Source organism: Leisingera sp. McT4-56 (assembly GCF_020514995.1).
Lineage (GTDB): Bacteria > Pseudomonadota > Alphaproteobacteria > Rhodobacterales > Rhodobacteraceae > Leisingera > Leisingera aquaemixtae_A.
In genome coordinates this window covers 74,839-89,098 of record NZ_JAJALF010000020.1, presented here as the reverse complement: position 1 = coordinate 89,098, position 14,260 = coordinate 74,839, and the positions used below count along the sequence as shown (strand labels likewise).

Genomic DNA, 14,260 nt, shown 5'->3' with positions numbered 1-14,260 from the left:
ATGGTGCCCAGGAGAGGACTCGAACCTCCACGTCCATACGGACACTAGCACCTGAAGCTAGCGCGTCTACCAATTCCGCCACCTGGGCAGGTGTCGTGAAACCGGCGTATAAGGCGGTTTTACGGGGGCGTCAAACGGAAATGGCAGGCGTGGCTGCCGGCCGCGGGTTCACCGGATCGACGGCTGCTGCTGCAAGCGCGGCCCATCAGTGGTTCCTGTGACGATCCGGACTGATTTCCGGGCTTGGCATTCCATTTTGGAATGATGACAGAACGCAAACTCATTGGCTTTAAGCGGCGGATTCGCGGATAAAGGCGCGGTCATTCAGCGCAAGGAGGCCGCATGGACCGCGCCCAGATCGTGCATCAGAACTTCCTGGACCGGGTTCAGGCCGGGAAACTTCCAGCAGGCGCTGCGCCGGGCGGGCCGCTGGCTGCAGCTGAGGCCGTTTCCGCATTCCGCGCGCAAGTGCTGAGCCGGGCGCTGGATCTGACCAGCCGCGACATGCAGAAAGCGGGGCAGGGGTACTATACCATCGGCTCCTCCGGGCATGAGGGGATGGCGGCGGTGGCCCGCGCCCTGCGCCCCACTGATATGGCGTTTCTGCATTACCGGGATGCGGCGTTTCAGATCGCCCGTGCCGATCAGGTGCCGGGGCAGCGGATTGCTTGGGACATGCTGCTGTCCTTTGCCTGCTCCAGCGAAGATCCGACCTCGGGCGGGCGGCACAAGGTGCTGGGGTCCAAGGCGCTGATGATCCCGCCGCAGACCTCGACCATTGCCTCGCATCTGCCGAAGGCGGTGGGCGCTGCTTATTCCATTGGTGCCGCCAAGCGGCACCAGCCGGAGCATCAGCTGCTGCCGGAGGATGCCATCGTCATGTGTTCCTTCGGCGATGCATCCGCCAACCATTCGACGGCGCAAGGGGCGATCAACACCGCGGGCTGGACCTCGGTGCAGTCGACGCCGCTGCCCTTGCTGTTTGTCTGCGAGGACAACGGTATCGGGATTTCGACCAAGACGCCGAAAGGGTGGATCGAGGCCTCGATGGCCCATCGTCCCGGCATCCGGTATTTCAAGGCGGACGGGCTGGATATCTACAACGCCTTTGCGGTGGCGCAGGAGGCGGCGGAGTATGTGCGGACGCGCAAGAAGCCCGCGTTCCTGCATCTGCGCACCGTGCGTCTGTATGGCCATGCCGGGGCGGATGTGCCGACCACCTATATGGCCAAGGCAGAGGTCGAGGCGGATGAGGCCAGCGATCCGCTGCTGCATTCGGTGCGGCTGCTGGAGGAGGCGGGGGCGCTGCGTCCCGAGGAGGCGCTGAAGATCTACCAGGACACCTGCGCGCGGGTGGATCGGATCCGGGCGGAAGCGGTGACGCGGCCGCATCTGAAAACCGCGACGGATGTCGCGGCCAGCCTGATCCCGCCCAAGCGGGAGTGCGCCCCCACCAACGGCCCCAGTGCCGAGGCGCGCGCCGAGGCATTCGGCAGCGACATGCGGGCGATAGAGGAGCCGCAGCCGATGTCGCGCCTGATCAACTGGGCGCTGACCGACCTGATGCTGGAGCACGGTGAAATCGTCATGATGGGCGAGGATGTGGGCCGCAAGGGCGGGGTCTATGGCGTCAGCCAGAAGCTGCAGCAGCGGTTCGGGCCGGACCGGGTGGTCGACACGCTGCTGGACGAGCAGTCGATCCTGGGACTGGCGATCGGCATGGGGCACAACGGGTTCCTGCCGGTTCCGGAAATCCAGTTCCTCGCCTATCTTCACAACGCCGAGGACCAGCTGCGCGGCGAGGCGGCGACGCTGCCGTTTTTCTCCAACGGGCAGTTTTCCAATCCGATGGTGCTGCGGATTGCCGGGCTGGGGTACCAGAAGGGGTTCGGCGGCCATTTCCACAACGACAACTCGCTGGCGGTGCTGCGCGATATCCCGGGGCTGGTGATTGCCTGCCCGTCGGACGGGGCCGAGGCTGCGATGATGATGCGCGAGGCGGTGCGGCTGGCGCGCGAGGAGCAGCGGGTGGTGGTCTTTGTCGAGCCGATTGCGCTCTATCCGATGCGTGACTTGCATGAGGTCAAGGATGGTGGCTGGATGCGCAGCTATCCCTCGCCGGACCGCCGCATCGGCCTTGGCGAGGTTGGCGTGCATGGGGATGGCACCGATCTGGCCATCGTGACCTATGGCAATGGGCGTTACCTGTCGGCCCAGGCGCAGGCAGAGCTGACGGCGAACGGGGTGAATGCGCGGATCGTGGATTTGCGCTGGCTGGCGCCCTTGCCGGAGGAAGCACTGCTGGAAGCGGTTAAAACCTGCAAGCATGTGCTGATCGTCGATGAGTGCCGCATCACCGGCAGCCAGTCGGAGGCGCTGATGGCGTTGTTTGCTGAGCAGAGCGATCTTCCCACGGCCCGGATTGCAGCCAGCGATTGCTTCATTGCTACCGGCCCCGCCTATGGCGCGACGCTGCCATCGAAGGACAATATCGTTGCGGCCGCATTGCAGCTGGCAGGAGGCAAGAAATGACCCGCACCGCTGTTCTGATCTGCCCGGGCCGGGGTACCTACAACAAGGCTGAGCTGGGGTATCTGCACCGCCACCATGCGGACAAGGCGGCGCTGTTTGCGGGCTTTGATGCGCAGCGCCGGGACGCCGGGCAGGAAGAGATCACCGCGCTGGACGGGGCCACGCGGTTTTCCGTGTCAAAGTATTCGCGCGGGGATATCGCCTCGCCGCTGATCTATGCGTCGGCATTGGCGGATGCGCAGTCCCTGGCGGAGGACATCGAGTTGGTTGCGGTCACCGGCAACTCGATGGGCTGGTACATCGCGCTGGCAGCAGGTGGGGCGCTGAGCGCGGCGGACGGGTTCGAGGTGGTGAACACCATGGGCACGCTGATGCAGGAGCAGCTGATCGGCGGCCAGCTGGTTTATCCCTTTGCTGGGGCGGACTGGCAGAACGACCCCGCGCGCAGGGCAGAGCTGCTGGCGCTGGCTGCAGAGATCAATGCGCGCGAGGGGCATGACCTGGCACTGTCGATTGATCTGGGCGGGATGCTGGTGCTGGCCGGAAACGAGGCCGGGCTGGCGGCGTTTGAGGGCGCGGTGCCAGTGGTCGAGGAGCGTTTCCCGATGCGGTTGGCCAACCACGCGGCGTTTCACACCAGCCTGCAGGCGCCGGTGGCGGCGGAAGGGCGCAAGCGTCTGGGGCAAGGGATGTTCACCCAGCCGGAGGTGCCGTTGATCGACGGGCGCGGGCAAATCTGGTGGCCCGGTGCCACGGATACGCAGGCCCTGTGGGATTACACTTTGGGTCATCAGGTTGTGGAGCCCTATGATTTCACGCTCGCTGTGCAGAATGCGGCCCATGAGTTTGCGCCGGATCTGTTCATCGTAACCGGTCCGGGCACCACGCTGGGCGGCGCGGTGGCGCAATCGCTGGTGCAGGCGGGCTGGCAGGGGATGACCTCCAAGGCGGATTTCAAGGCGCGGCAGGCCGAGGCGCCGCTGCTGGTCTCGATGGGCGATGCAGCGCAGCGCTCCTTGGCGGCGGGCTGATCAAGCGGCGCGGGGGGGGCTCCCGCGCCTGTTGCCTGGCATCACAGACGCAGGCAAGGCAGCCTTGGGCGCGGGACTGCCCTGCGGGCAGTGCCGAAGGGGTTTGCTGAGAAGGTCTTCAGGGGCAGGTTTGCCCTGAAGGCCGTGTTCCAGTGTGGTGCGTTCATCCCCGCCTCAAGGGTGAACCGCGCATAGCGCGGCGGCTGCGCCGCCCTTGACCCGGTGCTGAACAGGGACAGGGTTACTCCGCAGCAGCCTGGGAATTCCCGGCTGCCTGAATTGCAAAGCAGCTGACGGGCTGGGAGACATTGTGCAGGCTGACAGCGCCGAGCGAGACGCCCTGCGAGGTGTCGCCCAGGATGTCGCGGCTGACGACAATCGCGTGGTCAGCGGTTTTGCCGTAGTCGCCCAGCCGGGCGGCAATATTGGCGGCCTGGCCGATCACCGTGAAGTCCAGCCGCTCCCGCGAGCCGATGTTGCCATAGGTCACACGGCCATAAGCGATGCCGATGGCCGCTTCGCAGCGGTGGCCGTCTTCTTCCTGGGCAATTTCCTCCAGCCGGGCGACGATGGCGCGGGCGCTGTCCAGGGCCTGCTGCCGAGCCTTCTTTGGATCGTTTCCGGCGGGGAAGACCGCCAATACAGCGTCGCCGATGAATTTTAGCACCTCGCCGCCGTGATCATGCACGATGGTCGAGGCGGTCTCGAAGAACTGGTTCAGCAGCGCGATATAGTCCCGGCGGCCCAGCTGCTCTTCCAGCCGGGTCGAGCCGCGCAGGTCGCAGAACATGATGGCAGCGTCAATCTCGTCGCCGTCGCCGCGGCGGATCTCGCCGCCGAGCACCCGGGCGCCGGTGCGCTTGCCGACATAGGTTTCCAGCAGCGACTGGGCATTTTCGCGCTGCATGAAAATCTCGTAATAGCGCGCGATCACCCCGGAGCATTCGAAGATCAGGCCCAGGTTGGCGGTGGAAAAGCCATTTGGGTGATCGCTGGTCAGCGTCAGCACGTTGATCCGCCCGTCCGAGAACCGCAGCGGCATCGCGACATAGTCGGTGGCGCCTTCCTTGCGAAGATCCTCGAGAATGGGAAAAGCATCGTCGGTGCAGCAGCTGTCCAGCCGGTGCCGCACCCCGCCCAGCCCGTTGGAGACATGGCGCAGCGGGCTGTTCTGGTAAGCGGGATGGTCGTGGATTTCATACGACGGGGCGTAGGTCGTGACCTCGCCGGTTTTCTTCTGCCAGATATAGTTCTTGCCCGCGATAAGCGGGTGCAGCGACCAGGCCATGACCGAAAGGCGGGACAGGTAAATGCCCTGTTCCACGAATTTCTCTGCCAGCGCGGCGGTCAGCTCTTCCGGGGTTGCCGCCATCGAGGCATCGCGCAGGAGCCAGTCGATCACCGGGCCGGAGATATTTCCGTAGTCCGGCATCTCCACCGTGTTGCTGCCGAAATCGAATTCGACCTCTGCGCCGGGCATGAAACCGATGTGGCCGGAAATGGCGGCGGCCTCCGGCATGGCATCCTCGTAGGCCCAGACGCCGTTTTGCACCGTGCCGCCGGGCAACAGAATGTCGCGGTAGCTGGCGGTGCCTTTGAACGGGCAGAAGGTCTGCAGATCCGTATGCTGCGAGAGCGGGGCGGTTACGTCTTCAGCCGGGAAGTAGACCGCTGGCGGGAGCCGGGTTTCGTACATCACCCTGGCACGGGTGCTTTGCGCCAGAACGGTGCCGCCGCGCCGGGCAGTGACCGGGCCTTGCAGCGGTTCGACAACAATGCCGTAGCCCCGGTTGCGGGTCTGCACCTGTGTGTCCATCCCAGAGATCCTTGTCCTATGTGCCGTTCAGGCGGCGGAAACAGGACCGGCCGGCGCAGGCCGGTTCTGAACTATCTGGGGACTGTGCCGGAAAAATCCAGAGCCGGACACATGATATTGAGGAGAACGGAGCGGAAGGGTCAGACCATGCGGATCACATCCTTGCTGATCGCCAGCACATAGCCGCGTTTGGCGATGTTCTTGACCAGCAGTTCGCTGACCATCTGGTTGCCCAAGGTGTCGCGAAGGCGCTTGATCCGGGTGGCGCCGGCAGCTTCCTCGCAATCGGCGGAGGTGCGGCCGGAAATCACTGCCTCGATTTCGGCGCCGGACAGCACGTCGCCGTCCAGCCGGGCCTCGGCCAGGACCGAGAGGGTTTCCATTGCCGCGGGTGTCAGCTTGAACCCCATGTTGTTGAGGTAGACGGTGTTCTCATCGCGGCTGATCAGCAGTTCGTTCACCTGGATGCCGGAGCGCTCGATCTGTGCCATGCGGCGGTTCAGCATCACCAGCATGCCCAGCACCGCCAGCGCCGCCACCAGCATCGCGGTGGCAAAGACCAGCAGCACAAAGATCACCATCCGGTAGCTTGTCAGCGTGTCGGCAAAGGCAGTGCCGGACTGGGCCAGGATTTCCAGCAGCTTGATTTCAGCCTGGGTGGTGAGGTCGTTTTCGATAAACAGCCGCTCGACCCGGGTGTTGAAAGCGTTGGCATCCGGCAGCGTCAGCAGGAGCACGGTGCCCGCCACGGCCAGCATCGCAATGATGGCGGCGATGCCAAGCGCGATCACCCGGCTGCCGGCGGCCCGGGCGTCAGAAACGGAGATAGTAGGATCCGGCATCGGCCTTCCTTTGCTGCAGGCCTTCGGGGCCGAAAACGGAAAGGACGTTCAGAAGCTTCCAGCCGGCAGGGGCGATACGGGCTTCGATTTCGCTGCGGGCCGCTTTTTTCTTGCAGGCGCCGGACAGCTGGATCACGCCATAGTGCAGGCGCAGCGGATTGTCCTGCTTGGCCTTGTAGTCGGCATAGCAGTCAGCCGCCTGCGCCGGCGCGGAAAGCGCCAGAAGGGCAGCCGTAAGGGCGGGGATCAGGAGGTGCTGTTTCATGCGGCCATCCTGCGGCTGCACTGCCTGAAATTCAATAACCGCAGGAGGTTGGGGCAGCTGATATCCGATAACAAGCCGCCGATATTGCCTGTCTGAAAGGGCCGGGGCCAGGCTGTGTGCATCAAGCGCTGTCATTGCGTTTTGCATATTCAAAAGAAAGGTCCCGATATGACCCGTATTCACCGCCCTCAGCCGCACCGTAAATTCATTGCCTTGATTGTTGCAGCCGCCATTGCCGTTACCGGCTTTTCCGCGGCGCCCGCGCGCGCAGACGAGGATTTCGCCAAAGTGCTTGGAGGCCTGGCGCTGCTGGGAATCATCGGTGCTGCCATCAAGCATTCCAGGGATGACGACGACCGGCATGTGAGCCGCAAGTACACACCGCCGGCGCATAATCATTCGCACGGCGGCCACAAGTACTACGGCAGCGATCGCCACGACGGCTACGTCAGGCCGCTGCCGCCCCGGGTGCGCCGCTATGACCTGCCGTCCCAGTGCCTGAGGTATTTCCCGGCGTACAGCCGCAGCCATGCGCTGGTCGGCAAGGGCTGCCTGGAGCGCAGCTATGGCTACACCCATGCATTGCCGAAGTCCTGCAAGGTCACTTTCTGGAACGGCAAGCGCCATCGCACCGGCTACAAGCCCGGCTGCCTGAACAGCCACGGTTACCGGCTGGTGCGGCGCTGAGCAGACAACAATCGGGCAGCAGCAGACTGGGGGCCTCGGCCCCCTTTTTTTACGCGGGTTGCATCGGCTGCCTGAATTGGTTTTCTGGCTGGCATGACACAGCCTGATTACAGTCTTGAAGCCGCCGCCCTTGCGAAAGGGTTCCTGAGGATTGCCGGTGTCGACGAGGTCGGCCGCGGTCCGCTGGCCGGGCCGGTCACGGCTGCCGCCGTCGTTTTGGATGCTGCCGCGCTCCCGGAAGGCCTGAATGATTCCAAGAAACTGAGCCCGAAAAGGCGCGAGGCGCTGGAGGGGGAAATCCTATCCACGGCGCAGGTGTCGGTCGCTCATGCCACGGTCGAAGAGATTGATTCCCTGAACATTTTGCGAGCGTCGCACCTGGCGATGGAGCGCGCGGTAGCGGCGCTGGATCCGGCTCCGGACTACTTGCTGATTGATGGCAATCTGATCCCCAAGGGGCTGGCGTTGCCGGCTGAGGCGGTGGTCAAGGGCGATGCCAAATCGGTGTCGATCGCGGCGGCCTCGATTTTGGCAAAACTGGCGCGTGACAGGATCATGGTGGATTTGGCGCAACAGTTCCCGGGTTATGGCTGGGAGAAAAACGCAGGCTATCCCTCGAAACAGCACCGCGACGCGCTAGTTCAGTTGGGGGTGACCCCACATCATCGGCGCTCGTTCAAGCCGGTACACAATATCTTGTATCAAGAGTGAACCGTAGGGCGTTGTTATAATAAACAAATTGACCTCGAATCCGCGATGACTCATCCTGTGGACAACCTAATGAGCGCAAAAATGCGCCGCGGTTATGAGGCAGAGCAATGAATAAAACCATGACAAAGGGCGCGGCAGCGCTCCCTTTAAACACGATTATTGGCGGGGACTGCGTCGAAGCGATGAACAGTCTGCCGGCCAATTCGGTCGATCTGATCTTCGCGGATCCGCCGTATAACCTGCAGCTGAAAGGCCAGCTGCACCGCCCCGACAACTCCAAGGTCGACGCCGTGGATGATCACTGGGACCAGTTTTCCAGCTTTGCGGCCTATGACCAGTTCACCCGCGAGTGGCTGAAGGCGGCGCGCCGGGTGCTGAAGCCGAACGGCTCGATCTGGGTGATCGGCTCCTACCACAACATCTTCCGCGTCGGCGCCGTGCTGCAGGACGAAGGCTACTGGGTGCTGAACGACGTCATCTGGCGCAAGTCGAATCCGATGCCGAACTTCCGCGGCAAGCGGTTCACCAACGCGCATGAGACGATGATCTGGGCGTCCAAGTCCGAGGGCGCGAAGTACACCTTCAACTACGAAGCGCTGAAGGCACTGAACGAGGGCATCCAGATGCGCAGCGACTGGGTGCTGCCGATCTGCACCGGCCATGAGCGCCTGAAGGACGAAAACGGCGACAAGGCGCATCCGACACAGAAGCCGGAATCGCTGCTGCACCGGATCCTGGTGGGTGCGACCAACCCGGGCGACGTGGTGCTGGATCCGTTCTTTGGCACCGGCACCACCGGCGCGGTGGCCAAGATGCTGGGCCGCGAGTTCATCGGCATCGAGCGCGAGGAAGCCTACCGCAAGGTGGCGGAGAAGCGGATCAAGGCAGTGCGCAAGTTCGACCGCGAGGCGCTGGAGGTTTCCGCCAGCAAGCGCGCGGCGCCGCGGGTGCCCTTCGGCCAGCTTGTCGAGCGCGGCATGCTGCGCCCGGGCGAGGAGTTGTACTCGATGAACCGCCGCCACAAGGCCAAGGTGCGCGCGGATGGCACCCTGATCGGCGACAACATCAAGGGTTCGATCCATCAGGTGGGCGCGCATCTGGAAAATGCGCCTTCGTGCAACGGCTGGACCTACTGGTGTTTCAAGCGAGACGGCAAGACGGTGCCGATCGACGTGCTGCGCCAGCAGATCCGGGCAGAAATGCAGAACTGAGGCCCAAGGCTTTTCAGACCACAACAGTCTATTGCAGGCGCCTGTGCATCTTGTGCAGGCGCACACCTTGCCCCGCCTGGATCAGGCGGGGTTTTTTGCTTTTGTGCGGGCTGATGCGCTATTCCCAGATTGACGCAGGGCCACTATCTGAAATGGGTATGCTGCTGCAGCCAGCGGGAAGAGGGAGAGCCAATGACCGATACGGCGCTTGCAACCGGAACCGGTGCTGCCAGTGCAGCAGAAACAGGCAGCCAGCAGGTTTCTGCGGCCGAGGGAAGGTTTGCGGAGGCCGCACTGGATGCGCACAAGCGGCGCGGGCTGCAGCTGGCGGTGCGGGCCCGTTGGATCGCGATGCCATTCATCGGCGTGTTGCTTGTGTTCCTGAACCCGGCTTGGGAGATGCTCTATTATCATGGGATCCTGGCGCTTTTGTGCCTGAACGGCTGGTTCATCAGCCGCGCGGGCAAAGTCGGACGGTCGCGAATGGAGCTGTTTCTGATTTTCCTGGACCTGTTGATCATGACGGTGGGAATGGTGGTGCCGAATCCGTTCGCCAGTCATGAGATGCCGGTGGCGATGCAGTACAGGTTTGACAATTTTCAGTATTTCTTTGTCATTCTGGCGGCTGGCACCATGGCCTATTCTTGGCGTACGGTGATTGCAATCGGCACCTGGACGGCGGCGATGTGGCTAAGCGCCTTGGCGCTGGCCTGGTGGTTCGCACCCCCGTTTCCGGGCCTGACCGAAGCTGTCGAGGCTGCTTTTGGCCCGGACTTATTGCTGGCAGAGTTTTTTGACCCGAACAATTTTGTGGTCCGGATGCGGGTGCAGGAAGCGGTCGTCTTTGTCCTGGTTGCTGTGACGCTGGGTTTCTCGGTGCGCCGTTTCAACGGTTTGCTGATGAGCAACGCGAGCCTGACCCGGGAGCGGGCCAACCTGTCGCGCTACTTCTCGCCCAATGTGGTGGAGCAGCTGTCGCAGAACGATGAGCCGCTGAAACAGGTGCGCAGCGAGAATGTGGCGGTTCTGTTCATCGACATCATCGGCTTTACCCGGCTGTCAGCAGGCATGGATCCGCGGGCCGTGATTGATCTCTTGCGCGAATTCCATGGCCGGATGGAGCGGGAGGTGTTCCGCCACCACGGCACGCTGGACAAGTATCTGGGGGACGGGCTGATGGCGACATTTGGCACGCCGGTCGCCGGGACACAGGATGCTACCAACGCGCTGGCCTGCGCTCACGCGATGCGGACCTCGCTGGCGAGATGGAACCGGGAGCGTGCGAAACAGGGCAAGCCCGAGATTCGCGCCGGGATCGGCATTCATTATGGCGAGGCGCTGCTGGGCGATATCGGTGCCAACCGGCTGGAATACGCGGTTTTGGGCATGACGGTGAACATTGCTGCGCGGCTGGAGAACCTGACGCGCAGGCTGCAGGCCAGTATTGTTGTCAGCGAAACGGTGGCCGCGCAGGTCAAGGCTGAGCTGGCTGGGCTGGACCTGCTGGACGGCGCAGCCCGCCATCCGGATCAGGAGGTGCGCGGGCTGGATCTGCCGATGACGGTTTTGGCTTGGGCGTAATCCTTAGCGCGGCATCGGGTTCTGCGCCTTGTTATAGGCGTGCCAGTCGGTGATTTCCGGGTAGTACCTTTGCCGCCAGCGCCGCACCCGCGGGTTCATCACCCGCCGCCACAGGGGCGGGATCATCGCGGCAATGGTCATCACCGGATAGCCGTAGGGCAGCTGCGGGGCGTCGGCCTCTGTATAGTTCTGCAACAGGGGGAAGCGCCGGTTCGGCTTGTAGTGGTGGTCCGAATGGCGCTGCAGGTTGATCAGCAGCCAGTTCGATGCCTTGTGAGCCGCATTCCAGGAATGGCGCGGCTGGACCGGCTCGTATTTGCCCTCGCCCAGGTGTTTGCGGGTCAGCCCGTAGTGTTCGACGTAGTTGACCACTTCCAGCTGCCAGATCGCGGTGCCGGCCTGAACCAGGAACAGAAGGACGCCGGTCAGCCCGCCGAGCAGCAAGGCCAGCAGAAGCATCGCCGCCTGCAGCGCCCAGTAGCGGAAGAACGGGTTGGAGCGGTCGGTCCAGGGGCGGTCCTTCTTGGCAAGCTTCTCTTTTTCGGCACGGAAGGCGGAGTGCCAGCATTGCCGCAGTACCCGCGGATAGAAGCGGTGGAAACCCTCGTTGTAGCGCGCCGTGACCGGATCGCGGGGCGTTCCGACATAGCGGTGGTGCACCAGCAGGTGCTCTGACCGGAAATGCGAATAAAGCACCATTGCCAGCAGAATGTCGCCCAGCCAGCGCTCGACCCGGCTGGACTGGTGCATCAGCTCGTGGCTGTAGTTGATGCCGACGGCGCCGGTCACAACACCAACACCGAAGAAGGCTGCGAATTTCTCAAACGCGTTCAGATGTTCCGCACCGCTGACGTACCAGATCAGTCCGAACAGCGTGAGGAACTGCAGCGGCACCCAGGCCGCGGTCAGCGCCTTGTACCATTTCAGGTCGCTGTCCGGTGTCTCCGGGTCGGCGTTTTCCAGGTTGAGGCCGAACATCCCGTCCAGCACCGCAAACAGGTGCCAGGTGACCAGCGGCGGCAGCAGCAGCGCCCAGCCGCCCTGCAGCGCAGCGACCCAGACCAGCGGCAAAAGCAGAAAAGACATCCAGAACGGCAGGGCGCTTTGCCAGCGGGCAAGGGTTTCGGAGGCAATCATGCCGGGTCTCCCAAATCAGTCAGCGCGCGTTTGAGCGAACCCTATGCCTTGGCTCCTGAAAACCCAATAGGGGCGCAAGGTAACCTAGCGGTCTTTGTACAGGCTGAAGGCTTTGCGCATCACCGTGGGCAGACTGGAGGGGCGGAACTCTTGCTGCGGGACCAGCTCTTGGTCCGCATTCCGGTTGAACCCGCGGGGGAGCTCTGCGGTCATCACCTGCAGGATCAGGTGGAAATGGGTGAAAGTGTGCCGCACTTCGCCTGGCAACGCCTGCCAGTCAGCCTCAAAGGGCGGGGCAGGGACAGGGGCGCCGTTCCACTCCGAGCCGGGCCATCCGAGCATTCCGCCCAGCAGCCCCTTGTCCGGCCGCCGTTCCAGCAGCCAGATACCATCGGCCGATTGCGCCAGATAGACAATGCCGTGCCGGGTGGGTTTGGGTTTCTTTGGCGTCTTCCTGGGCAGCTCGGCGGCGGTTCCTGCAGCCCGTGCCGCGCAAGGTTCGCGCCAGGGGCAGATACCGCAGGCAGGGTTGCGGGGGGTGCAGATGGTGGCGCCAAGATCCATCACCGCCTGCGCGTAATCACCGGGCCGCTGATCCGGGGTCAGCGCTTCCGCACGGGTTTTCAGTACGGGCTTTGCACCGGGCAGCGGGTCGTGAATGTCATGCAGCCGCGCCATCACGCGCTCCACATTGCCATCTAGCACGGTCTCGGGGCGGTCAAAGGCGATCGAGGCGATGGCCGCGGCGGTATAGGGGCCGATGCCGGGCAGCTTGAGCAGGCCCTCGTAGCTGTCCGGGAAGCTGCCGCCATGATCCTGCGCCACCGTGCGGGCGCATTTCAGCAGGTTGCGGGCGCGGGCGTAATAACCGAGGCCGGCCCATTCGCTCATCACATCTGCGTCTTCCGCGGCAGCAAGATCCAGAACCGATGGCCAGCGGCCGGTGAAGCGGAGGAAGTACTCGCGGACGGCGGCCACGGTTGTCTGCTGCAGCATCACCTCGCTAAGCCAGACCCTGTAAGGATCCGGGCGGACACCTGCGGCACGGTCTGCCGGACCGACACGCCAGGGCATCTCGCGGGCATGAACGTCATACCACGCAAGCAGGTCTTCGCCCATCGCAGCAAAATCGCTATTCAAGTCACGCATTCGTTATTCCCCGGCTTGCGGTTTGGCTGGCGCCTGCATTACCGCTCTTTACAATAGGGCGGGCAGTCGAGCAAAACCTAGATCATGGCATTCAGGCGCAGCACCACACGCGGGTTCTCCCGGACCTCCAAGCTCCTCAGCGAGCAGATCCGCAAAGCGGGCGAAAGCCGCGGATTCGCGGTGTCCCGGCTGCTCACCCATTGGGAGGAGATCGCCGGGCCGGATATCGCTGCCATGGCCCGTCCCGTGAACATCGGCTACGGGCGGGGCTCCTTTGGCGCCACGCTGACGGTTCTGACCACCGGGGCCAACGCGCCGATGCTGGAAATGCAAAAGGAACGCCTGCGCGAGCGGGTGAACGCGGTCTATGGCTTCAACGCCATCTCCAAGGTGCGGATCACACAAACGGCACCGACGGGTTTTTCCGACGGCCGCGTGGAGTTCAAATATGCCCCCAAGGTGCAAGCGCCGCTGCAGCCGGACCCGCGGGATGCGGCTGAGGCCAGCAAGGCAGCCGCCGGGGTGGAAAATGACGATTTGCGCGCCGCCCTGGAACGCCTGGGGCGCAATGTACTGACAAAACAGAAAACGCAAGGAAAGGGGTTCAAATGACCCGTTTGATGTCTGGTGTCTTGGCCGCGGTTGCGGTGGTTGCGGGCGGTTATGCCCTGTCGGGTTTGGGCAGCCAGAGCAATCTGCCGTCAAATCCGCTGGTCGGCGCGGCAATCGCGCAAGAAGCCGAAGTGGACACCTCGACCATCACCGAGATGACCCTGGGGGCGGAGGACGCGCCGGTCACGCTGATCGAATACGCCTCTTACACCTGCCCGCACTGCGCGAACTTCCACAACAACACCTTCAAGCAGCTGAAGGCGGACTACATCGACACCGGAAAGGTGAAGTTCACCTACCGGGAGGTCTATTTCGACCGTTACGGGCTGTGGGCCTCGATGATCGCGCGCTGCAGCGGGCCGGAGAAGTTTTTCGGCATTTCCGATCTGATCTACAAGGGGCAGTCGGAATGGGCGCGGGCCGGCGGCGCGTCGGAAATCATCGACGAGCTGCGCAAGATCGGCCGCCTGGCAGGGATTGAAAACGATCAGCTGGAAGCCTGTCTGCAGGATGGCGAAAAGGCGCAGACCCTGGTGGCCTGGTATCAGGAAAACGCGACTGAGCACGGAATCGAGTCGACGCCGTCCTTCATCCTGAATGGTGAGAAAATCTCGAACCAGTCCTACGAAGACTTCAAGAAGCTGATCGACGCAGAGCTGGAAGGCTGAGCGCAGCTGGCCGCAAGG

Annotated in this window: 13 protein-coding genes and 1 tRNA gene; 8 read left to right on the top strand and 6 right to left on the bottom strand. The window is 63.3% G+C overall.

Features of this window, described 5'->3' with window-relative positions; genetic code table 11:
- Position 1 precedes the first annotated feature (1 nt).
- A tRNA-Leu gene (locus LHL23_RS18680) sits at positions 2-88 on the bottom strand.
- A gap of 254 nt (positions 89-342) precedes the next feature.
- On the opposite strand from LHL23_RS18680, the gene LHL23_RS18675 reads away from it, so the two are divergent.
- Positions 343-2,532, top strand: a complete 2,190-nt coding sequence (locus LHL23_RS18675; RefSeq protein WP_226431055.1) for a dehydrogenase E1 component subunit alpha/beta — start codon at positions 343-345, stop codon at positions 2,530-2,532.
- Positions 2,529-3,563, top strand: coding sequence for an ACP S-malonyltransferase (locus tag LHL23_RS18670; protein ID WP_226431054.1), 1,035 nt, complete (start codon positions 2,529-2,531; stop codon positions 3,561-3,563). Before LHL23_RS18675 ends, LHL23_RS18670 begins: the two co-directional genes overlap by 4 nt.
- A 241-nt stretch (positions 3,564-3,804) precedes the next feature.
- Here LHL23_RS18670 and LHL23_RS18665 read toward each other — a convergent pair whose 3' ends face one another.
- From LHL23_RS18665 to LHL23_RS18655, 3 genes are all read right to left on the bottom strand, one after another.
- Positions 3,805-5,379, bottom strand: coding sequence for a DUF427 domain-containing protein (locus LHL23_RS18665; RefSeq protein ID WP_226431053.1), 1,575 nt, complete (start codon positions 5,377-5,379; stop codon positions 3,805-3,807).
- A gap of 140 nt (positions 5,380-5,519) precedes the next feature.
- Entirely contained in the window at positions 5,520-6,221 is a 702-nt protein-coding gene (locus LHL23_RS18660) for a winged helix-turn-helix domain-containing protein (RefSeq protein WP_226431052.1), read from the bottom strand.
- Positions 6,193-6,486 (bottom strand): hypothetical protein, encoded by a 294-nt coding sequence (locus tag LHL23_RS18655; RefSeq protein WP_222476610.1) that lies wholly within the window; start codon positions 6,484-6,486, stop codon positions 6,193-6,195. The genes LHL23_RS18660 and LHL23_RS18655 overlap by 29 nt, the downstream gene beginning before the upstream one ends.
- A gap of 168 nt (positions 6,487-6,654) precedes the next feature.
- On the opposite strand from LHL23_RS18655, the gene LHL23_RS23605 reads away from it, so the two are divergent.
- From LHL23_RS23605 to LHL23_RS18635, 4 genes are all read left to right on the top strand, one after another.
- A complete protein-coding gene (locus tag LHL23_RS23605) occupies positions 6,655-7,173 on the top strand; it encodes a hypothetical protein (protein WP_226431051.1) in 519 nt (172 codons plus the stop codon).
- Between the two features lie 93 nt (positions 7,174-7,266).
- Positions 7,267-7,884 (top strand): ribonuclease HII, encoded by a 618-nt coding sequence (locus tag LHL23_RS18645; RefSeq protein WP_226431050.1) that lies wholly within the window; start codon positions 7,267-7,269, stop codon positions 7,882-7,884.
- Positions 7,885-7,991: 107 nt separating this feature from the next.
- A complete protein-coding gene (locus LHL23_RS18640; protein WP_019297600.1) occupies positions 7,992-9,095 on the top strand; it encodes a site-specific DNA-methyltransferase in 1,104 nt (367 codons plus the stop codon).
- A gap of 192 nt (positions 9,096-9,287) precedes the next feature.
- Positions 9,288-10,676: an adenylate/guanylate cyclase domain-containing protein gene (locus LHL23_RS18635; protein ID WP_226431049.1), complete on the top strand. Its 1,389-nt coding sequence runs from the start codon at positions 9,288-9,290 to the stop codon at positions 10,674-10,676.
- A 3-nt stretch (positions 10,677-10,679) separates the two neighbouring features.
- On the opposite strand, the gene LHL23_RS18630 is transcribed toward LHL23_RS18635, so the two are convergent.
- Together LHL23_RS18630 and mutY are read right to left on the bottom strand one after the other, a co-directional pair.
- The gene (locus LHL23_RS18630) at positions 10,680-11,813 is read right to left on the bottom strand and encodes an alkane 1-monooxygenase (RefSeq protein WP_226431048.1); all 1,134 of its coding nucleotides are present in this window, start codon (positions 11,811-11,813) and stop codon (positions 10,680-10,682) included.
- An 84-nt stretch (positions 11,814-11,897) separates the two neighbouring features.
- Positions 11,898-12,962, bottom strand: a complete 1,065-nt coding sequence (mutY, locus tag LHL23_RS18625) for an A/G-specific adenine glycosylase (protein WP_226431047.1) — start codon at positions 12,960-12,962, stop codon at positions 11,898-11,900.
- An 84-nt stretch (positions 12,963-13,046) separates the two neighbouring features.
- On the opposite strand from mutY, the gene LHL23_RS18620 reads away from it, so the two are divergent.
- Together LHL23_RS18620 and LHL23_RS18615 are read left to right on the top strand one after the other, a co-directional pair.
- Positions 13,047-13,574, top strand: coding sequence for a DUF721 domain-containing protein (locus LHL23_RS18620; protein WP_226431046.1), 528 nt, complete (start codon positions 13,047-13,049; stop codon positions 13,572-13,574).
- Positions 13,571-14,242, top strand: coding sequence for a DsbA family protein (locus LHL23_RS18615; RefSeq protein WP_226431045.1), 672 nt, complete (start codon positions 13,571-13,573; stop codon positions 14,240-14,242). Before LHL23_RS18620 ends, LHL23_RS18615 begins: the two co-directional genes overlap by 4 nt.
- The last annotated feature ends 18 nt before the right edge of the window (positions 14,243-14,260 follow it).